Source organism: Streptomyces sp. NPDC024687, from assembly GCF_055559055.1.
The window spans coordinates 777,767-798,475 of the sequence record NZ_JBVHLJ010000001.1 but is presented as its reverse complement, the minus strand read 5'-3'; the positions used below and the strand labels follow the sequence as shown (position 1 = coordinate 798,475).

At 67.5% G+C, this 20,709-nt stretch carries 12 protein-coding genes; 6 read left to right on the top strand and 6 right to left on the bottom strand.

Features of this window, described 5'->3' with window-relative positions:
- Positions 1-84 precede the first annotated feature (84 nt).
- From ACZ39I_RS03540 to ACZ39I_RS03525, 4 genes are read right to left on the bottom strand one after another with little or no spacing between them, the layout of a single operon-like run.
- Entirely contained in the window at positions 85-2,214 is a 2,130-nt protein-coding gene (locus ACZ39I_RS03540) for a DEAD/DEAH box helicase (RefSeq protein WP_467242465.1), read from the bottom strand.
- The gene (gene brxD, locus ACZ39I_RS03535; protein WP_020115996.1) at positions 2,211-3,542 is read right to left on the bottom strand and encodes a BREX system ATP-binding protein BrxD; all 1,332 of its coding nucleotides are present in this window, start codon (positions 3,540-3,542) and stop codon (positions 2,211-2,213) included. Before brxD ends, ACZ39I_RS03540 begins: the two co-directional genes overlap by 4 nt.
- Positions 3,539-6,301: a BREX-2 system phosphatase PglZ gene (pglZ, locus tag ACZ39I_RS03530; protein WP_467242457.1), complete on the bottom strand. Its 2,763-nt coding sequence runs from the start codon at positions 6,299-6,301 to the stop codon at positions 3,539-3,541. The genes brxD and pglZ overlap by 4 nt, the downstream gene beginning before the upstream one ends.
- Positions 6,301-10,206 carry a BREX-2 system ATPase PglY family protein gene (locus ACZ39I_RS03525; RefSeq protein ID WP_467242454.1) on the bottom strand — a complete coding sequence of 1,302 codons (3,906 nt, stop codon included), beginning with the start codon at positions 10,204-10,206 and terminating at the stop codon, positions 6,301-6,303. The genes pglZ and ACZ39I_RS03525 overlap by 1 nt, the downstream gene beginning before the upstream one ends.
- A 324-nt stretch (positions 10,207-10,530) precedes the next feature.
- On the opposite strand from ACZ39I_RS03525, the gene ACZ39I_RS03520 reads away from it, so the two are divergent.
- Complete coding sequence (locus tag ACZ39I_RS03520) at positions 10,531-11,637, top strand: hypothetical protein (protein WP_467242451.1); 1,107 nt, start codon at positions 10,531-10,533, stop codon at positions 11,635-11,637.
- A 17-nt stretch (positions 11,638-11,654) separates the two neighbouring features.
- On the opposite strand, the gene ACZ39I_RS03515 is transcribed toward ACZ39I_RS03520, so the two are convergent.
- Complete coding sequence (locus ACZ39I_RS03515) at positions 11,655-12,065, bottom strand: ATP-binding protein (protein WP_467243311.1); 411 nt, start codon at positions 12,063-12,065, stop codon at positions 11,655-11,657.
- Between the two features lie 192 nt (positions 12,066-12,257).
- Here ACZ39I_RS03515 and ACZ39I_RS03510 point away from each other — a divergent pair, with 192 nt between their 5' ends.
- Complete coding sequence (locus tag ACZ39I_RS03510) at positions 12,258-13,088, top strand: helix-turn-helix domain-containing protein (protein WP_467242447.1); 831 nt, start codon at positions 12,258-12,260, stop codon at positions 13,086-13,088.
- Positions 13,085-13,276 (top strand): DUF397 domain-containing protein, encoded by a 192-nt coding sequence (locus tag ACZ39I_RS03505; RefSeq protein ID WP_467242444.1) that lies wholly within the window; start codon positions 13,085-13,087, stop codon positions 13,274-13,276. Before ACZ39I_RS03510 ends, ACZ39I_RS03505 begins: the two co-directional genes overlap by 4 nt.
- A 69-nt stretch (positions 13,277-13,345) precedes the next feature.
- Here ACZ39I_RS03505 and pglX read toward each other — a convergent pair whose 3' ends face one another.
- Positions 13,346-17,107 (bottom strand): BREX-2 system adenine-specific DNA-methyltransferase PglX, encoded by a 3,762-nt coding sequence (pglX, locus tag ACZ39I_RS03500; RefSeq protein ID WP_467242440.1) that lies wholly within the window; start codon positions 17,105-17,107, stop codon positions 13,346-13,348.
- Positions 17,108-17,352: 245 nt separating this feature from the next.
- Between pglX and ACZ39I_RS03495 the strand changes: the two genes are divergently transcribed.
- The 3 genes from ACZ39I_RS03495 to ACZ39I_RS03485 are packed head-to-tail and all read left to right on the top strand — an operon-like array spanning position 17,353 to position 20,692.
- A complete protein-coding gene (locus tag ACZ39I_RS03495; protein WP_467242436.1) occupies positions 17,353-17,811 on the top strand; it encodes a hypothetical protein in 459 nt (152 codons plus the stop codon).
- Between the two features lie 59 nt (positions 17,812-17,870).
- The gene (locus tag ACZ39I_RS03490) at positions 17,871-19,223 is read left to right on the top strand and encodes a KGGVGR-motif variant AAA ATPase (protein ID WP_467242433.1); all 1,353 of its coding nucleotides are present in this window, start codon (positions 17,871-17,873) and stop codon (positions 19,221-19,223) included.
- Positions 19,220-20,692, top strand: a complete 1,473-nt coding sequence (locus tag ACZ39I_RS03485) for a hypothetical protein (RefSeq protein WP_467242429.1) — start codon at positions 19,220-19,222, stop codon at positions 20,690-20,692. Before ACZ39I_RS03490 ends, ACZ39I_RS03485 begins: the two co-directional genes overlap by 4 nt.
- Positions 20,693-20,709 lie beyond the last annotated feature (17 nt).

The following is a 20,709-nucleotide window of genomic DNA, read 5'->3' as shown; positions in this document are numbered from 1 at the left end:
AATACGGATGCTCTCGGCAAAGAGTGCGGTGATCAACCGTCGCTCTGGGCCTGACGCAACTGCACTACGGGGACCAGCTACTCATCATGGGCGCATAACGAAGCGCACAGGTTCGGAGAGCACCTGCGCTGCCGACTGCAGATCCGCCAGCCGCCTCGCCAGCGTCGATTCGGCGAGCCTAGGTGGCAGTGCGTCCGCGAACTTCAGTCCTTTGACCGCCCGCTCGTCGACCTTTGGCAGGCACAGGTGATCTGGGGCAGCGGCCGAAGCCTCTTTCCAATCATTCGGGCTGAGGTCCTCACGCAGGCGGATCCAGCAGTCGTTGATCTGCTGGGCAGGCACGGCGACCTCGGCGAGCGTCGCCGCGAGCGTGGCGTTCGCCCGATGCCCGGCCCATGTCCACCACCTCACGTATCCACCCGAGCCACGAATGATCACCGTGCCTCCTGGATGCACCTCTTCCATGAAGTGCTCCCGTGCTTCGGCCAGGTACTTCTCCGCACGCGCCGTGAGGTCCACCGGCGGGTTCGCCCCGAGGAGCACTTCTCGTACTGCGCGCGTGAGTTCGAAGGAGATGCCGAAGTCGAGTCCGGCGCCACTCCACTTCGCTCTGCCGCCGCCGTCGACGGGTTCGACGAAACACCGCTTGCGCTTCCAGTCGATGTACGTGACCTGCCAGCTCCGCCCGGCCAGGAGCAACCGCCGTGGTCCGTCGATCCGTTCGGTGAGCAGGCTCGGATCCGTCCTGCCGATCTCCTTGCGGCCTTGCAGCACGGTGAACTGCGGAGGCGCGGTGAATACCGCCGTGAGGTTCATGAAGTGCCGGTGCCCGAAGCGCCGTTCGGCCTCCGGGCCGATGAACAGGAGTCCGCCGTCCTGGTCCAGGTAGCCGTTGTCGACCAGGTGCCGGACGATCGGCTCGGCGGACTGGCCGAACGGGCCGAGGCCGTTCCACCACTCCCGCCAGAGACGGTCCCCGACCTGCGGTTCCTGCAGGCACAGCGCGAGAAGCTGCTGGGCCACGATGTGCCGCGGCTCCGGCGGGGCGACGACGGGCTCCACCCAGCCGCGCGACCACTGCATGAGAAGAGCCGCCGCGCCGAGCAGTCCATCACGGTCCAGCGCGAGGAACAGGCAGTTGCGTGACGTTCCGGACCTGCGTCCTGTACGGCCGAGCCGTTGCAGGAAGGAGGCGACGGTGAGCGGGGCGTCGATCTGAATGACCCGGTCCAGGTCCCCGACGTCGATGCCGAGTTCGAGGGTGCTCGTGGAGACGATGACGCAGTCACGGGCCTCGGCGAATGCTTGTTCCGCGCGACGGCGTTCGTCGACGGAGAGGGAGGCATGGGAGAGGAAGGTGGTCACGCCCTTGGCGCGCAGTTTCTCGCCCAGTTCCTCGACGAGCCTGCGGGACTCGCAGAAGACGAGCCGTTTCTCGCCGCGGTGCAGAGCCGCAATCATGGTGGCGGCGTTGTCGACGGAGCCCACGTAGTCGAGCTGGATGTCCGCCGGGGCCGGCGACGCCGCTGCCGATGTCTCTGGCTTCGGATTTGTCAGGTGCGGTGCCACCACCGCAGACGGCTGCTTCCCCGCTCCTGACCCCTGCAGCCACAGCAGCAGCTCGTCCGGGTTTCCCACCGTCGCGGACAGTCCGACTCGCTGGATGGGACGTCCGACGACACGCTGTAGCCGCTCCAGGACGGCCAGCAGATGCCAGCCCCGGTCGTCTCCGGCGAAGGCGTGCACCTCGTCGACGACCACGGTGCGCAGCCCGGAGAAGAAGGACGGGTGATCAACATTCGCGCTCACCAGCATCGCCTCCAGCGACTCCGGCGTGGTGAGCAGGATGTCGGGCCGCGCGGCCAGGATTCGCTTCCGCGTGCCGGAGGTGACGTCCCCGTGCCATAGAGCGGCCGTGCGCCCGAGCCACGAGGTGTACGTCTCCAGCCGGGGCAACAGGTTGTTGAGCAGCGCCTTGAGCGGACACACGTAGAGGACGGACGTCCCCGACCACTTCTGCTGCACCATCTTCGACAGGAGCGGAAAGGACGCGGCCTCCGTCTTGCCTCCGGCAGTGGGCGCAAGAAGGATCGCGTCGTCACCCGCGAGCAGCGGCCCGATGGCCTCCTCCTGCAGGGGGCGCAGTCCGGGCCAGCCGAGCGTGTTGACGACATGGTGGACCAGTGCGGGTTCGAGATCGTCGATCCCGCTCACGGCATCTCCAAGTCGATGTCTTCCGCGCGCGCGGCTGCCGCGTTGCGTTCCACTTCGGTCAGCTCGCCGTCCGTGATGGTGAGCGCGTAGTGCTTACGCGGATCGAAGTCCTGGAACTCGTCCACCCGGTCGAGTACATCGGCGACGAGTTTGCGCAGGAAGACGCGGGGCGCGACCCCGACCTTGCCCCCGAGTCCGCCGGTCACGGCAGTGGCGAGTTCCATGAGATACGCGTCGTCCACCTGCTGCTCGACTCGTTCCGGATGCCGGGCGGCGCCCGCATACAGGTCGCGCACGCGCCTGCCCAATTCGCCGAGCCGCTCCAGGTCGAAGCCGGCGAGCCGCAGTTGGACCGCTCGCGGGGAGTCGAAGCGCGGGTCGGTGGTGAAGTCGGTCGCCAGCCGCTGCGCGAGCGGCGGAAGCCGCTGTGCACCCTGTTGGCCGTCGTAGAAGGCCGGCGTCCCGGTGATGACGAGGAACAGCCCTGGGAAGCGTCCCGCGTCGATCTCGTCGAGAAGCTGCCGCAGTGCGTTGAGTCCCTTCTCCCGTACGTCACCGCGCACCCGCTGAAGTGTCTCGATCTCGTCGAGAACGAGCAGCAGACCGGGGTGGCCGCAGTCCCGCAGCACGGTGAGCAGACCCTGCAGGAAGCCGAGCGCCGCGAAGTGGTCCAGGTCGCCCCGTACCCCGGCGGCCCGGCGTGCTGATGCGGCGACGGACTTCTGACCGCCGAGCCAGGCGATGAGGGCTTCCGCAGTCGCCGCGTCGTCGGCCGCGACCGCGCGCCGGTATCCGCGCAGGGCCGCGGCAAACGCCGGTGTGGTGCGGGCCACTTCGGCGAGCCGACGCTCCATCAGCGCGTCGACAGCTTCACCCAGCGCCGCTTCGTCCTCCTCGTCCACGTCCCCGTTATCGAGGACCTCCTCCTCCAACGTGTAGAACCAGGAGTCGACGATCGCGCGCAGCGCACTGGGCTGGTGGGTCGCCGTGGACAGCCGCTCGGTGAGCCGGCGGTACACCGTCTCCAGCCGGTGCAGAGGTGTCTCCGTCTCGGAGATCTGTACCTCGGCCGTGGCGAGCCCGGCGCGCTTGGCCCGCTCGGCGAGCCAGCGTGCGAAGAAGGTCTTGCCGGATCCGTACTCGCCACGGATGGCGTGGAAGGCGGCTCCGCCCCTCGCCACCGTGGCCACATCCTCGTCGAGGGCGCTGGTGAACCGGTCGAGGCCGACCGCGAAGAGGTCGAGCCCGGAGTGCGGCACGGTGCCCCGGCGCAGTGCGTCGACGACTTCCCGCCGCCGGACCGCGCTCACGTCGGGCGACGACGTCACGTTTTCTCCTTCGGGAAGAACTGGTCGCGCAGCAGGGTCACATCGAGTTTCACCGTGTGGCCGGCGTCGATGAAGCCCAGGACGGGATAGCCCTCGATGTTGAGCAGCCGCTGCACGGTGGCGATGAACCCGTCGATGTTGCGCCGCACCCGCCCAGTCGCCGAGATGGCCCCGGCGAGCGCGGCCGGTGACATGGTGCCGCCCGCCCCGGCCAGCGCGTCGATGACGGCCGCCACGACCTTGCTCTCGGGGGCCTTGCGTACGTACTCCTTCTGCGCCTCGTACACCTCGCTCGCGACCACTCGCTCGCCCAGGGTGGCGGGGGCGGCTCCGTCCGCGGCAGGTGCCACGAGGTCGTCGGTCGCGAAGAGACCTTCGCCGGCCGGCTGCTCCTTCGGCTTCCCCCGCTTCGGCTTCCGCGGTGCCTCCTGCATGGCAACGTTCCCGGGCTGCCCGCCCTTGTGAGGAGCCCACCATTGCGGGACGGCCTGCTCCCGAGGCAGGGCCTCCCATCCCCTCGGCACCAGGTCGCGGTCGGGCACCAGGACGAGCAGCGGCACGGTGACCTCCGCGAGCGAGGCTCCTCCGTGGTACCCGGCCCGGCGACCGGTGTAACGGATGTCCTCCCGCCAGGGCGCGACGATGGTGCCGCCGCCCTCCAGTACGCGTGGCCCGGACAGCTGAACCTCGCCGTCCTTCGCCGCGCCCGTACGCCATCGGGCCGAGCCGGGCCCCTCGCCCTCGTCCCCCACGGGTCCTTCACTCGCACCGCGCTCCAGCACATGCCCATGATCTGCGACGAGCACGACCGGGCGCCCGTACCCCTTGGCCGCCGACAGCAGTTCCCGCAGGTATGTGACGTCACCCAGGCTCCACTGGGTACGCCGCCCCTGCTGTCCCTTGTCCAGGGCGTCGTCGATGGTGTTCAGCACGACGCCGACAACCGCCTCCGAGGCGAGTGCGGCCATGATCTCCTCGGAGAGGAACCTTCCCGCTCCTCCCTCTATCCCGGCCTTGTGGAAGAGCATTGCGTCGAGTCGCCGCTGCCTCCAGAAAGCGGCAAAGCCCGAACTCTCCTTCGTCTGCCCGCCCTTGACCGCCGTACCGGTGAGCAGGGACGCGCGGCTGACCTCCGTGACCGAGGGGAGCATGGACACCGCGGCCATCCGCTGTGGCGCACCCGCCGAGCCCGCCTCGCTGGGCACGATCTCGGTCCAGCCCTCGCGCTCGACCTCCTCGCCGAGCTGGGCCGCGACAGCACAGCTCATGCCGTCCAGCACCAGGACGAGCGGAGCCGTCTCGCCGGCCAGCGGCCTGACCGCTTCGGCCAGCACGTTCTCGACGACCAGACAGCCGCCGGGATGGAGAGCGGTGGCATTCGGCGTCCAGGACACCAGCCTCCGCGCGAACTCCTCGTCCAGCCGCTCGCGCCACTCCCGTGCCGCCTCGTACAGGGCACGGAGGTCCTCGCCCGTGGCGGTGTCCCCGTCTGGGTCTCCGGCCCACAGCACCGCAAGCGCCCGGTCCACCCAGCCCCAGTCCCCTACCTGATCCCGTACCCCGGCTGCCACCGACGCCACGGCGGGCCGCGGGAGAGCCAGCCAGCGGGCGACCCGTACGGCCATCTCGGCCACGCCGACGCGTTCTGGGTTCAGCCGGGCCAGCATGTGCGCGTTCAGCTCGGCCAGGGCGGCTTCCCCCGCTGCCGGGGAGGTGCGGGCCGCTGCCGCCACGTGCCGCAGCTGGGCCGTGAAGCTGGACGGCAGGAAGCGGTTGGATTCGACGGCAGTGGTGAGTCCGGCGCCCTCGGCGAGCTGGTCGGCGCGGTTGAGGACGGCAAAGACCCGGGTCCGGGCTTCGGCGTTGTGCCGAGCCTCACCGATCCAGCGGATGAGGGCGCCTTCGACCGCCTCGGTGAAGGACTGCAGCTCGGTCCGGCGCGGCATCACCTGCCCGAACAGCCCGCCCACGGCGAGCACCACGTCCGGGCTCACTGCCGGATCGCGCAGGACCGCTCCCAGCAGACCGAGCGGCATCGCGTCCTGTCCGCGCCCGGTCTCCGCCAGGGACATCAGAACCGGTGCCGCCGGGCCGGCGGTCTCACCGAGCCACTTCTTCAGCTCGTCCCGTTCGATCTTGTCCAGCTCCGCGAAGCGAAGGGGCCCCGCGGGTGTACGGGACCACGTGAGAAGTGCGTCCAGATCGACGACGGCTCCTGCCGTCGGGCCCGCCTCGACATCGCCGTTGCCCAGCCCGAGTCGCGCCACGACCAGCGCGCGCAGGGCCGCGTCCCGCGTCAGGACGGAGCCCGCACGCTTCCAGCCCTGCGAGGGCTCGGCGTCGAGCAACGCCTCCAGCAGCCACCCCTCGTCGTACATACGCGGGTCGAGTCCGGCGGCGCCGAAGCGCTGCATGACGATCTCCGCGTTCTCCACCGTGAGCGTCTGCCGCCGTACCGCCTGTCCGCGCAGGTCCCAGCCGATCTGGCCGTCGTCGACGCCTGTGGTGACAACGAGGAGGTCCGCACCAGCCGCCTTGTCCCGGTGCTTCGTCCACTCCTCCAGGATGCCCAGGACGGACGCCTGATGGCTGACGCGAACTCGCCGCGTCTCCTCCCCGGTCCGCACGGTGAACTCCTCGGGCGCGCCGGTCGTGTAGCGCCCGTGTACCAGGATGAGCCGCCGGTCTGCGAGCCCGGAGGCGTGCGTGGCGAGCAGGGCCTCGATGGTGCGGCGGCCCACCTGGGGCAGAGCGGCCATCAGTGACCGGCCTCTTGGCCGTCCGCGGGCACGGGACGCCAGGTGACCTGGATGCGTGTGCCCGGATGGGCGGCGAGGTACGACCTGATCTCCTCCTCCACATCGGCGACTGTGGCGGCGAGAGTTGCTTCGAGTCGAGTGGGCTCGACGACATGCGGAGCACCCGGTCGTACGTCCTGAGCAGGTACGTCGGCAGTCCGTTCGCCACCGTCGGACCGCTGGGGCGCGCCCTCCGTCACGCCAGACCCCGACTGGACGACCGGCTGCCCGTGTTCCGTGAGGCTGACGTCGTCCACGGTCGGCTGCGTTAGCGGTGCCACCGGCTGGGCCACCTGCGCCAGGCGTGCCACGTCGTTGATGAGGGCCAGGGCCCGGTCCTGGAGCTGGTCGAGCACCGGGACGAGCGAACGGGCCTGCTCGTGGTCGTTCGCTGTCTCCTCGACGACGCGGATCAGCCGCGCCGCCCGGTCCCCCACGCTGTCGTCCCGCCCGGCGAAGCCGCGCACGCTGTCGAGGAGCTTCCAGTTGGTGTCGTCGAGCGCAGCCAGCACTTCAGGCGCCTGCTTGAGGGCTGCCCCGATCTCCGGGTCGGTCACGTCGTAGGCCACCGCCGCGAGCTCGCGCACCACCACGGCCGTATCGTGACTGCGGGCGAGCCGGGCCACCAGGTCCGCCGCGGCCTTCATGGACTTCATACGAGGAGCGTCCGCTCCCTGCGGACCTCGCAGTCCCAGCTCCTCGGCCCGCCTCTGCAACACGGACCGGACCCCGCTCACGGCGTCCCGGTGCCTCTCGGCCACTTCCTTTACACCGGTGGCGAGTTTGGCCACGTTCAGCGCGATGAGTGCAGGCGGCACGGCAACCCCGAAGATCCTGCCGGCCCGTTCACGCGCGGTCGCGAACTCCTCGTCGGTCGGCTTTTCGACGGCACGCAGACCGTACCCGGGGCCGATCCGCTCCAGCTCCGGCGCCTGCTGCAGCGGCGAGGTCTGGTACACCCACGTCCGGTCGTCGAGCAGCGCGTACGTCGCGATGATCAGGTTGCTGACGTTCTTCTCCAGGCCGGTGAACCCGAGCTGGCCGATCCACTTACGGACGTCCTCGACGGACAGGTCCGTCCCGGCGTGGCCGTCGGCGGCCTTCTGGTTGATCCGCAGCCGCCAGTCGCGGCTGACGTTCAGCGGACCGTCGTACACCTCGCCCAACCCCAGCGGGTGCACGATCTTCTTCACCATGGCCAGCTGGTGGCTGTCGACGACGACCCGGCGCTCGCCGCTCTCCATGGCCCGGCCGATCCATTCGAGCGCCGTCTTCAGCTCGCGCAGGGTGACCGGCTTGCGGGTGAGGGCGGGATCGAAGTCGGGGTGCTTCGGGTACAGCACGGCGAACATCTCGTCGGCGAGGGCGTAGAGGTTCTTCTCGAAGCCGACTCCGGGCTCGGGCTTCTTCCGCGTGAAGCCGGGCCGCAGCGACCACAGGTGCTGGTCCGCCGGGACCTCGGCTCCGACGTTCGCGGCCTCCGCCTTGCTGATCCCGTACAACTGCTCCAGAACGGCGGAGAGTTGGGTGGTGAGGTTGTCGCTCTGCGCCTTGAGTTGGTGACGGATCTGGATCCGTTCCTCGGTCGAGCGGGTGGCGGTGACGTCGTCGAGCCGGTCACGCTCAAGCAGATAGTTGATCTTTAGCAGCCGTCCGAGCTGCCGGGCCCGCTGCTCGGAGAAGAAGTCGGGCAGCCAGACGATGGTGCTCCCCGTCCGACCTGACCGCCTCAGGGTCTCGATCCGCTGAACGTCCTCAATGGGCGAGCGCTGAGGCTCGTCGAACGGATAGTCCAGGACGAAACGGATGTTGCCGTCCATCTGCGGTTCGAACTGCTCGTCGGGCAGATGCGGATCGCGCACGTTCCCGAAGACGAACTCGGCGGTCCGCTTGGTGCCCCGCCAGACGATCTCGCGCTCGCACACGAATGCCTGGGTGTCTCGGATGCCGAAGGCCTCCCACAGCTGGTCCTTGACCCACTGCCGCCGCTGCCCGACCTTGTCCGCGACCCCCTGGACCTCTTCGAGCAGCGGCTCGACGTCCAGGTCGGACAGGTGCAGATGGAACACCGGGTCGGCGTCGCCCTCGCTCCTCAACTCTCCGAATCCCTGGGCCTGGAGGTCCCGCAGCGCCTTCACCGCGATCGATCCCGCCGATCCCACCCGTGCCCGGATCGTGCCGTGGTTGAGCGCGGCTAGCCGTCCGCCGGTCAGCCGTGCCAGAGCGGGCACATTGGGTGCGAGCGCGCCGAGCAGAAGCGTTTTGACGAGCCGGTCGTCCCGCCGGTAGCGCGGATCGTCGACTGACCCGTACTTCTCCAGTAGATGGGCCCGTACGCGCGCGTGGAAGCGGTGCGCGATCTCGGACTCCCGGCGCAGCTTGGCGGTGAACGCCTCGCCGGTGCCCGACGCGATGACGTCCCACAGGTCGCCGAGCGGGATCAGCTCCCCCATCTTCAGGTCGTCGCGACGGCGCCGTAGCAGTTCCTGGACGAGCTTCAGACCGGTGCGTTCCCGCTGGAGCGCTCCGGAGAGGTCCACGAGGACGTTGAGCAGCGCGGGTGACAGCGGGTACAGGGTGCGGAAGTCGTCCCAGGTCGCCGAGGTCCGCCCGTGGGCGTCGAGCAGCACCTGCCGGACCTCGTCCTTGGACGACTCGACGAGCGTGAACGCCTCGTCGCGGGCCGACTCCATCCCGGGCTTCGGCTCCAGCACACGGCGCTTGATGATCTCGACGAGGTTGCTGTCCTCCAGGTTCACGACGTCAACGCGTCCGGCCAGATACTCGATCTGCTGCTCCAGGTTCTGCACCTCGGCGCCTGCCACGTCGGAGCCGATGAGCTGCGACAGGTCACGCTGACGCGAGATGAAGGACACGATCGGCACAGGCCGGTCGGTGTCCCCGGACTCGATCAGCTTGACCAGCCGCTGCACCTGGTCGCGCACGAAGTCCTGCTCGCCCATGTGCGCCTGGAGCCACAGGATCAACTCGTCGAGGAACAGCACGATGCCGTCGTAGTTGAGGGACTTGGCGTGCCGGGAAATGACGGACAGCCCGTTCTCCAGCGGCACGAAGGCGTCCTTGTCGCCGCGGGCGCCCTGCGCGTACGCAGCCATGGGCCCGGAGAGCAGCGCGGACACGAGCGCCTCGCGGTACGGGTCTCCGGCGGGCGCGTCGAAGGCACGGTTCAGGTCGGCGGAGGTCCAGCTGCCCGCCGCCGGGGCCGCGTCGTCCGCGTCGAGCAGGTCGAGGTCGTCGTCATCGCCGTCCGCGCCGACGGCACCACCGCCTGGAGCCACCGCGGCGGCCCCGTCCCCGAGCCACTGCACGAACTTCGCGTCGTCAGCGAGGAACTCCCGCTGCCTGCGCGCGTCCACGAGCGCGGAGTCGGCCCGGTAGACGGCGGGGGTCGGCTTGTCCGAGTGCTGGGAGCGCACCGCGTGCACGTACCCGCCGAGGATGGCCGAATCGAGGTCCGTGGAGCCAACGAGGTGGTACGGCACCATGAGGAACCGGCTGTCGCGCAGCCAGTCGTCGTGCTCAGCGATGACCTCCTGCAACCGGGGCTTGGAGCGGGCCGCCGCGTTGTTGTTCAGGACGGCGTGCAGCACGGTCAGGAAGTGGCTCTTACCGGCACCGAACGATCCGTGCAGGTAGGCGGCGTGCGAGTTCCCCGACCTGACCGCCGCCCCGACCAGCCCGAGCGCGCTCCGGAAGGCCCCTTGTAGCTGCTCGGTGACCACGTACTCCGCGACGCGGGCATCGGTTTCGGTGAACCCACCGGACAGCTCGACCTTGAAATCGCCGGCATGGACGTCTTCCTTGATGTCGATGACATCCTTCAGGAAGAGCTCGCTGGTGGGCATCCGGCTCTCGTTCCCTCGCTCGGCAGCAATCGGAGCGCGCTGATCTCACGCGCGACATCCAATCTTGCCAGTCTTGCCATGCCTTGTGCCCAGGCCAGGCGCAAGTTCCGTGACGTGAGTGTCACGTTGAGCGACTCGCACGGACGAAATCATCGCGGAACGCAACAGATGGGCACCTCACCGTGACATTCACCTGGACGCGGCCCTGCCGACGGCCTGGCCGAGAACCGCTTACGCCCGCATACGACCGTCTTGCGCTCCTTTTCGACCGGCTCCGACACTCGTGACCAGCGGGACGTGCTTCATGACCCTGAGGGGGACCCCATGGGGGGCGACGGGATCGAAGGCTTACTGCGCGACCGGTTACTGATCATGGTGAACGACAGGTCGGCGATCGGCCTGCTGCCGCACATCGACGGAAACGCCGGCGGCCTGCTTCTCACCGGTGTCGATGCGGCGTCGCGGTGCCGGAACATACGCAACAGCTACCCGGACACGGTCGTGGCCGTCGACTACGGCGGCCACGAGCACCGGATCGCGACCGTCGACCGGCCCTTCGGCTATCAGGCGGCCGACGGCTGGCACGCGCTCGACTTCTCCGGTCTGGAAGAGGTCCTGAACGGCCAGCTGGCCAACAAGGCGGCGTTCGCGGTGACCCCGACCTGCTTCATACCACCGGACGAGGACGGCGACGCCCGCGTCCTGCGTGCGGTGATCACCCAGGCCAACCGGCTGCAGCGGACGGACACGGTCGTCCTGCTGCCGTGCAGCTACCGCTGGCTGCAGGACGAGTCGCTGCTGCACCTGGTGAAGGCGGTACGGGCCAGCCGGCATCCCGTGGCGCTGATCATGCAGCACTATAAGGACCCGTTGGAGCGGGTGGGTGTGGCCGAGGGACTGCGCGTGCTGTGCCGGTCGTGCCCGCGCATGCTGCTGTGGCGCACCGACCTGGCGGCGTTCGACGCGCTGGCGCACGGGGCGCTGGGCACGGCGGTGGGGGTCACCGCCATGCTCCGTCACGGCATGGACCCGCGCCGCAAGGGCCGGGGCTGGCGGCCGTATCCGGTGGTGCTCGTCCGTGAGTTGCTGAAGTACCACCGGGTGGAGGTGCTCCAGAACTGGTTCACGCGCGTCGATCCGTGGACGTGCGGGTGCGCGGTGTGCGAGGGCGCGGAGTTGTCGCGGTTCAGCGAGAGCAACGCCGATGTGCGGGAGTCGCAGCGGCACAACACGTGCGAGTTGTACGCGCTGCACGACGAGTTGATCTCGGCCGACGCGGGCCGGGACCGGCTGGAGTGGTGGCGGCAGATCGTCGATGACGCGGTCGCCCGGCATCATCTTCTGACCTCCGATCTTGCGGAGGAGGTAGCGCATCCTCCGGTGCTGCATTACTGGCAGCGGGCGAGCCCGCCGGCGGTTCCGACGCCGTGACGGTTACTGGTGGTATTTCAGCTTCGGCGGAGGTCGATCTCGGCCCAGACGATCTTGCCGGGCCCGGGGCGGTCGGTGACGCCCCAACGGGAGGCCAGGGCATCGACGATGACGAGACCACGACCGTGGTCGTAGTCGGTCGTCGTGTCTGTGGTCGTCGGCGCTGCGGCGACAGGGCTGCGGTCGCCTCGGGCGTCGGCGACCTCGATGCGGAGCGCGTCCGCACGGTGCTCAAGGCAGAGGGCGAAGTCCCGGCCCGGTACGCGTGCGTGGAGTACAGCATTGGAGGCCAGTTCGGCGACGGCGAGGGCCACGGCGTCGGAGAGGTCCGAGCCGAACGGGATGCCCCAGACGTCGAGTTGATGCGTGGCGAGGTGGCGGGCGAGGCGGGCGCCGCGCCGGGTGGCGCTGAGCCGCTGGAAGAACATACGTACGGTGACGACTGGTTGGGCCTGAGGTGTGGTCATGCGGTCCAGCGTCGCGGGAGGGAGAGTGCCTCAACAGGCACGACACTGGTACAGCCGCAACTGGGTGGGTTCACTGAGTGGACAGGGTGAGTGACGGTCCGTAACCCTGGGTGGATTGATGTCCCGGTGGCGTACGTGGGAGGTGGGCCGGGCGTGTTGGACGGCATCGCGAGCAGTGAACCGGAAGTGTCGGACGGCCTCAAGAGCTTCGGCGCGGTCCTGAAGGCGTTGCGGGAGGAAGCGGGTCTGACACAGGAGGAGTTCGCGCCGCTGGTGCGGTACTCGGTGCATGCGGTGGCCAAGCTGGAGCAGGGGAAACGGTTCCCGTCGGTGAGGTTCATCGAGCGGGCCGGGGCGGCCCTTGAGGCACCGAGGGTGCTCAAGGCGGCGGCGCGGCATTTGACGCGGAGGCAGGGGCTGGCCTCGTGGTTTGTGCAGTGGGCGGGGATCGAGGAGGAGGCGATCTCGCCTTATGCATATGAGTGCCGGGCCATTCCTGGGTTGTTGCAGCCAGAGACCTACATCCGGGCGATCTTTGATCGGAGGTTGCCGCCGGTCACCGAGGAGCAACTGGAACGTGAGACTGCGGCCCGGCTTGAGCGACAGCAGCTCCTGACGCAGAAGCCGAACACGGCCTTCAGCTTCGTCATCGAACAGGCGCTGTTGGAACGGCGGGTGGGTGGAGTGGGCGTAACGAGTGCCCTCATCGACCATCTCCTGGAGGTCGGGAAGCTCCGCAACGTGGAGATCCAGCTCATGACCCTCCGACAGGAGGACCACGTGGGCGTTGACGGCCAGATGTACCTGGCGGAGACTCCCGACAACCAGTGGATCGGCTACACCGAGGGTCAGCGTTCGAGCACTCTGATCACGGCATCGAAGGACGTGAGCGTCCTGCTCCAGCGCTATGGCAAGCTGCGTGCGCAGGCCCTCGATTGCAGGGCCACGGTGAGCCTGCTGGAACACATGCGAGGAGCGCTATGACCACCACCGAACCGGCGTGGTTCAAGAGCAGCTACAGCGGTAGCGAGGGGGACAACTGCGTTGAGCTCGCCGACTGCCCTGAGGCCGTCCGCGTGCGGGACTCCAAGGACAAGGAGGGCGGACAGCTCGCCCTCTCCCGGACCACGTGGTCGATTTTCGTCGCGTACGCGGCAGACGCCCGAGTCTGACACCGCTCGCCCAACGCCCGTGGGGCTGCCGAGGTTCTGGACTCCGTCAGCCCTGCTGCCACGTTGTGCCTACTCGATGTCGAGGGCGGGCTGCTCCGGGGCACTCGCCTTCTTCGAGGCGGCGGCCTTACGCCCTCGCGCCCGCTTCACGGGCCGCCATGCCTTGAGATCCGTCGCGCTGAGCCGATGCTTGCCCAGCTGCTCATCAAGGAAGGCATCGCAGTCCTCCGCCGGCACGGACTCCCACTCGGCGTCGTACTCACCGTGCCACTGCCGCACCCAGGGCATGACCTCGTACAGCCCGCCAAGCAACGGCGTGAGCCGCTCGGTGTCCCAACCGCTCTGCTCCGTACGGTCCTCAATGAGGTTGATGAGCGCCTGGGCCTGATCCTTGTGATCCCATCCGGCCCACCCGAGCAGAACTGTTGGGTCCGCGTCGGGGCTGGCTTCCACGTAAGAAATGAACCGCTCCTTTGGTACGTCGAGCCTACCGCGGTTAGACCAGTAGGAAACTTTAAGAAAGTCAGCCGACGTGTACTTGGGCGGTGCCGGGATGTCCAGCCGCTGCCCACTGCGGTCTTCCTCCCGCTGCTGCTCCCAAACCTTTTCCCACTGCGCACGCTTACGGAGACCAGAATCCTTATAGCGCAAGGCCGCGAGATACGGCACGTGCTCATCGGCAACAACCTCTGTCAGCACCTGCCCGAGTGGGAGGTCCGGCTTCTTGAGGTGATCGCTCGCGTACAGCATGGCAACGGCGTTGAAGTCCGAATCGGAGCTCAAGGCATCCGCAAGCTGGTTGACCGTCAGTGTGCGAGGCTGCTTCACACTGTCACGCAGGCTGAACCACAGCGATGGGTCCTCACACCTGTCCAGCAACCAGGCGCGCAGAGCAGCCTTCTCCTTCTTCTCCCAAGGCTCGACGGACCACCGCCGCTTGAACTCAGACCGCTCAATAAGCCCAATGTCTCGCCTGCTCTCGATTAGATCGATACGAGCTTGGACAATATTGCGATACGAGGCCGGCCAGCGTTTCGGGATTTCAGTAATAGGCTCAGATCCATGCCGATCAAACCATACGGTATCCGTATCTCCATGAGCCACCTTCCGCGCCAGCACGATCTCAAAGGCTCGCTCACCGAGGCGCACTTCGGGAATAGCCATCTGGGTCGACGACGATGGAGCGACCCGCGCCACGTCAGTCTCGGACAGCAGACCGTACAGCCCATACACCTGCCAGTCCAGCTCCTCTTGTAGGGCAATCATGCGTTCACGAAGACGGGTATTTTCGATGCAGGCAGCGTTGAGAGCAGCACGATTAGGAACTTCCTCATCGCTAAGTGTCGAGGGCTCAACCTTGGCCAGTTCCTGGGCTAGGGAGTCCAACACGCGCCCCAGGACTAGCGGCAAATCTTCAGGCAATGGGAATTCCTGGAGCTTCGTTCCAGTAAACTCATAAAACCTCTCCCATTCATCATGCATGAACCCGCCCGTACCTGACTGGCTCCCCTTGTCGTGGCTCACCTGCTTCAACCAGAAGCAAGCCGTCGACGAGTTCAGAACTCCCAACAACTCCAGATGCTCATCCTCCCCCGTCCCCTCCGGCAACTTGATCACCGGCGCGGAACGGTTAAACACCTTCCCGCCACGGTCCAGCACGAAATGGTTATGTGTCGCTACAAACGCAAACGCGATTCCTAGCGGAATCGCAAAGCGCTCCGGATGCCAACGACTCCACTCAAACCAAGTCAAGCCGATTTCTTCGTGCGTACCACCCGGCTCCCTTCGCCTCCTCAAGATGCTCCGATGCTGCCAGAGAAGCCGCCCCGAAGCGGGGTCAGAGAGATCGGCAATCAGTTCCTTTGAGTACGGAAAGAGTGCTTCTGTTTCGGGAGACAGGTCCCAGTCTCTGATTACGTTGCCTTCCACAAGCGGAACCACCCGCGAAGTGCCGACACCAAAGCGCACCCAGTTACCCGGCGGGGCAAAGTACGCCTCATCCGCCCCCGTATGAGTGGTGCGCCCGATGAGCCGCACGCGAGTCGCAAGCAAGGTCCGCTCCTGCGTTGCCAGACGTGAAAACACATCAGCAGCAGCACCTCCGCTCAGCGACCAGGGCGCGTGAGCGAACCGTTCCCGAGCCAAGTCGGCCACGGATACCCAGTCAGACTCGCTACCTGGTTTCCCAACCTGCTCAGCAATAGCTCGCCAGACGACACCGCTAGAGGCGATGACTGGCTGTGACGGCTCTCCACGCACTCCGAGTACCGCCCGGATCTCCCGGCTGTCACTAGGTACCCGGTTCCGCCCTACCAGGATCACCGTAGGCGTCCCATGCCCCGGGATAAACGCTCCTGACGTGTCGATGACATGCGAGAGCTCGACTCGCTCCCGGAAGACCACCTCAATTAGTTTCTTACCGAACTCACGCTTCATGAAGGAGTTTGCAGTGATCTGCCCGACAAACCCACCACCACCCTTACTCCCGCCGGCACCCTTCACCGCAAGTTCAAATAGCCGCTGCGCGAATGGAACAGACAAAGCAAATAGCCCTGTACAGGCGTCGTAACCCTTCTTATAGTTCTTCTTCTCCTGATCATCCTTCACCGTGATATACGGCGGATTCCCCACCACTACGTGATACGACCCGCGCCCCAGTAGGTCAACCTCGAGGGCGAACCCCCTCACATCTTCAGTCGAGTAAGCAAAAGCGCCCCCACCCCCAGAGTCACCCCCCTCCACTTCCGTGAACAACGTCCCCAAATCCGTCTGAATACCCGCCGCATCCCGCCCATGAAGCAACGAGTCCCCCACAGCCACATTGATGGGAAACACCGGCGCATCCGCTAGCCGCTCAGCCCCCGCAGCCCGCATAGCCGCAACCAACAACCGGAACCGAGCGATACTCACCGCGAAGGGATTCTTGTCGCACCCGTGAACGGACTCCAGAGCCCTCCGCACCACCGACCACTCATCCGCGCCCGGCTCCGCCTCCCGCCACTTCTCCACGAGCCGCTCGAAGATGCCCAGCAGGAAGTGCCCGGACCCGCACGCGGGGTCGATCGTCCGCAGCCCGCGCCGCTCAACGCCCCCCAGCCCCTCCATCACGGGGTCCAGCCCGAACTCCGCGACGGCCGGCTCCAGCGTCAGATCGAGAATGAACTCCTCGACGAACTCCGGCGTCTGCAACAGCGCGTACGTCTTCCGGGCGTGGTCACTCAGGTCCTGATACAGGTCACCAAGGAACCGCGTATCCCAGCCCAGATACGAGAAGTCGTAAACGATCCGCCCGTCCGCGTCCCACCGCCGCCAGAACCGCAACAACTCCGTCGCGGCCTCATAGCTCGGCATCAACTCCCACAGCGGATTGTGCGCCCGGTCGAAGAGACCGGCCACCGTCTCATGGGCGCCCACAAGATGCTCGAACGCCGCAAGCAGCCAGTCACGGTCGTTGTGATCAGGATGCTCACGGAAGTGCGCCTCGTGCCGCTCCTCCGCCTCGACCAACCGCTCCCCCGGCCCGGCGATGAACGGCGCCTCAATCAGGCCGTGATCCTCACAGAATCGTACGAAGACACAGGCCAGCACCCAAGCCACCGCAGCCTGAGTCACCCGCTCGTCCCGCCACGCCCCATACGTCGCCGCCGTACGCTGCGCCTCCCGAGCCCGCCGGTACTCGGACTCCAGCCGGACGCGGTACTCCTCCTCGGACTCACTACGGGCCCGCAGATCGTCCTCAAGAACAACGACCTGCCGCCGCAGATCCTTCAGCAGCGCCGCCTGGTCCAGCGCCGCCCGCGCATCCTGGCCCGTGACCGTCACTCTTCGCATCCCTCTCGCAGCACCACGTCACCCACCGCACATCGCCATACGGTTTCGCATCCCAATCCTGCCAGCACCGTGGACCGCAACAGATCCCGCAGGAGTCATCGCAAAGTACTCTCATCTGCCATGATCACGCCGCTAAGGTGATCACCGTGACGGCTCAGACACCTCCTCCGGTCCCGGCGGCCCCGAACACACCCGCGGCATCCACGCCGGCACCCGCACCCGCCCACCAACACTCTTTCTTAGAGGTGGGCCGCTGCCACTTCGACGCGGCAACGCAACTCGCCACCTCGCCCCAGCTCTTCGGCTCCGCCGACCATCTCGCTGGGATCGCCGCCGAGTGCGCCATCAAGGCGATGCTCCTCGACTTCTTCGGTTCCCGACAGGACTCCCCGCTCGGCATTCCGTACAGCCCCGCGATCAGGAACACACCGACACAGAGCAACAGACAGGCCGAGAAGGTGCGGAAGGCCTCCGAGCACGGTCACCTGCCGCGCGTCTGGGACCAACTCCTCCTGCTCGCCAACGGCCACCGTGGCGCCACTGTCCTCGCGCAGATCCCCCAGAAGAACCCCTTCCGGGAATCCACCGACGAGTGGGACGTGGCCCACCGCTACCGTGACAGCGGCCAGATATCCGAGCAGCGCGTGAAACGTCACCTCGCCGCGGCCCGTACCGTCATCGCCGCCTACCAGCAGGCGAAGTAGCCCAAGCAAGCAGCCCGAGCAGAAGACGCAGCCGAAGTGGAAAAGCAGGCGCCCACCCCATGAACCCCACCCGATTCGACGCCGCGTGGACCGCCGCCCTAGGCCACGCCCACCGAGCCGCCGCAACCGGCCGGGACACCGTGCTCGTACGCGACCTGTTCGGGCGTGCGTCGCTCCTCCTCGACGACGAGGACGAGCCGCTGTCTGCCGAGGAACTGGCGTCGCTCACGGAGGAGTTCCGACGCGACACCCAGGCCTTCGCAGGCTCACAGCCCGTCCAGGTCGCGTCCACGATGTTCGCGCCGGAAATGTTCTTCGCCTCTCCCGAACTCATCGTGCAGGACGAGGGCGAGCCGGGAAGCCGCGGCCGGGTCGCCGTACTCGAACGGACCGTTGTGGGCGCCGACTGGGCCCGGGAGGCCGCACCGGGCGCTTCGCCGCGGCCCGAGGTGCGAGAGCGACGCGTCGCCCTGTACGGGTTCAAGGGCGGCGTCGGGCGCTCCACCGCCACTGCCGTCCTCGCACGCCACCTCGCCGACAAGGGCCACTGCGTACTCGTAGTCGACCTTGACCTGGAGTCCCCGGGAGTCTCCTCGCTCCTGCACAGCTTCGACGAACTACCCGATCACGGCATCGTCGATCACCTGGTCGAAGCCGGCGTCGGCAACGCCGAAGGGCTGGAACTCGTCACTCAGAGCTCTTTCTTCGTGCCCGCCCAGGGCAACGGCGAGATCTGGCTGGCGCCCGCCGGAGGCCGTCCCCGCGACGACTATGACTACCTCGCGAAGCTGAACCGCATCTACAGCGACCTGCCGGCCGCCGAACCGGGCGGCGCCCCCAAGCCGTTCTGCGTACGGCTGGAGGAGGCCATCGCCGCCTGCGAGGCCCAGGTGGCCGGGATTTCGCGGCAGCCGGACGTGGTCCTGCTCGACAGCCGCGCCGGCATTCACGACATCGCCGCCGTCACCCTCACCCAGCTCAGCGGGCTCTCCCTCCTCTTCGCCGTCGACAACCCGTCCACCTGGTACGGCTACGGCATGCTGCTCTCCCAGTGGAAGCAGCATCCGGACCGGGCGGTCGACCTGCGCGAGCGCCTCCGTATCGTGGCCGCCATGTTCCGGTCCGCCGGGGACATACAGCGCCTGCACAAGCTCCGCGACAACGCCCAGAAGATGTTCGCCGACACGCTCTACGACGACGCGGAGGGCGCGGACCTGGAGGCGTACCACCCAGCTCTGGAAGACAACCAGGCCCCGCACACGCCCATCCCGATCCTCTTCAGCCACGACCTGATCGGCCTCGACCCGCTCCAAGACCGCGACTGGCCCGAACTGCCCTTCGTGGAAGCCGCGTACAAGAGGTTCCTCAAAGAGGTCGAACAACTCGTCTTCCCGAGCGAGGAGCTGTCATGACGGACCCGCTGTCCACCGACGAGTACCGGACACTGCTTGCCACCGCCCCCGGCAGCGCCTTCGACGCCGACACCGTGAGCCCCGACGTCACACGGCTGTTCACTCCGTCGAGCCACCGGCGCGCTCTGGACCCCGACGTGACGGTGGTGCGCGGCGCACGCGGTTCCGGTAAGACCGTGTGGACCAAGGTTCTGAGCGACGACCGGATGCGCGAGATCGCGGCGGCCTCGTACATGATGCCCCGGCTGGACCGGATGACGGTCGCCACGGGCCACGCGAAGGGCGGCGAGCCCAACCTGTACCACCCCAGCAAGAACGTCATCAGCAAGCTGCTGGAGGATCCCCGAGTCACACCTCAGCACCTCTGGTCCGCGGTCGTCCTGACCGGACTCCGGGCCCCGGAGATCCTGCGCATCGAAGGCTGGGACAAACGCGTCCGCTGGGTCGCCGACCACATGGAGTCCTACGAACGCGCCCTGTGGACGATCGACCAGGAGGCCCGCAAGAGCGGCCGCACCCTCCTGCTGATCTTCGACGCCCTGGAGCACCTCCACAACGACCGGCCGGTCGTCGACCGGCTGGTGTCCGGCCTCTTCGAGGTGGCGCTGGACCTCCGGATGAGCACCAGCGCTATCCGGGCGAAGATTTTCGTCCGCCCAGACATGTACGAGAGTGCCCCCAAGCACTTCCCCGACGCCTCGAAACTCGGCGCCAACGCGACCGAGCTGACCTGGACCACGGAAAACCTGTACGGCCTGCTCTACCACCAGCTCGGCAATCACCCCATCCCCGAGGCCGAGAAGTTCCGGGTGGAGACCGGCAGTTGGAACAGGGAGGGCGAAGGCCGGTTCATCGCCCCCGTCGACGTCATCGCGACTCCACAACGCCAACACGAGCTGTTCGTCACGATGGCCGGCCAGTACATGGGCACGAGCCACCGCCGCGGCTACACGTACACCTGGCTTCCCAACCACCTTCAGGACGGCCGGGGCCAGGTGAGTCCGCGCACTCTGCTCCAGGCCGTCTCCACCGCGGCGACAATCACCCGGGACCGGCATCCCACGCACGAGCACGCTCTCCACTACGACGCCATCCGGGCGTCCGTGAGTACCGCTTCCCAGATCCGCGTGGACGAGATCACGGAGGACATCCGCTGGGCCGCGGTCGCCGTGGAGCAACTGCGGGGCGGCCAGGTGCCGATGCAGCCGTCCGTGGTCCTCGCCTACTGGCGGGACGCCTCCCTCTCCGTGAAGCTGCGCGAGGTTCTGGCGAACGGCTCGCAGGGCAGCGGCCCCGAGGACGTCGACAACCACCGTGAGCTGATCGACGAGTTGGAAAGGCTCGGCGTGATGACACGGCGCGCGGCGGGCGCCACCGACTTGCGCGACTACGCGGTCGACATCCCCGACGTCTACCGCCTGGCCTTCGGAATCGGCCGCAAGGGCGGCGTTTCCAGGCGCGCCCACTGACGACCGGCTGGGCCCGC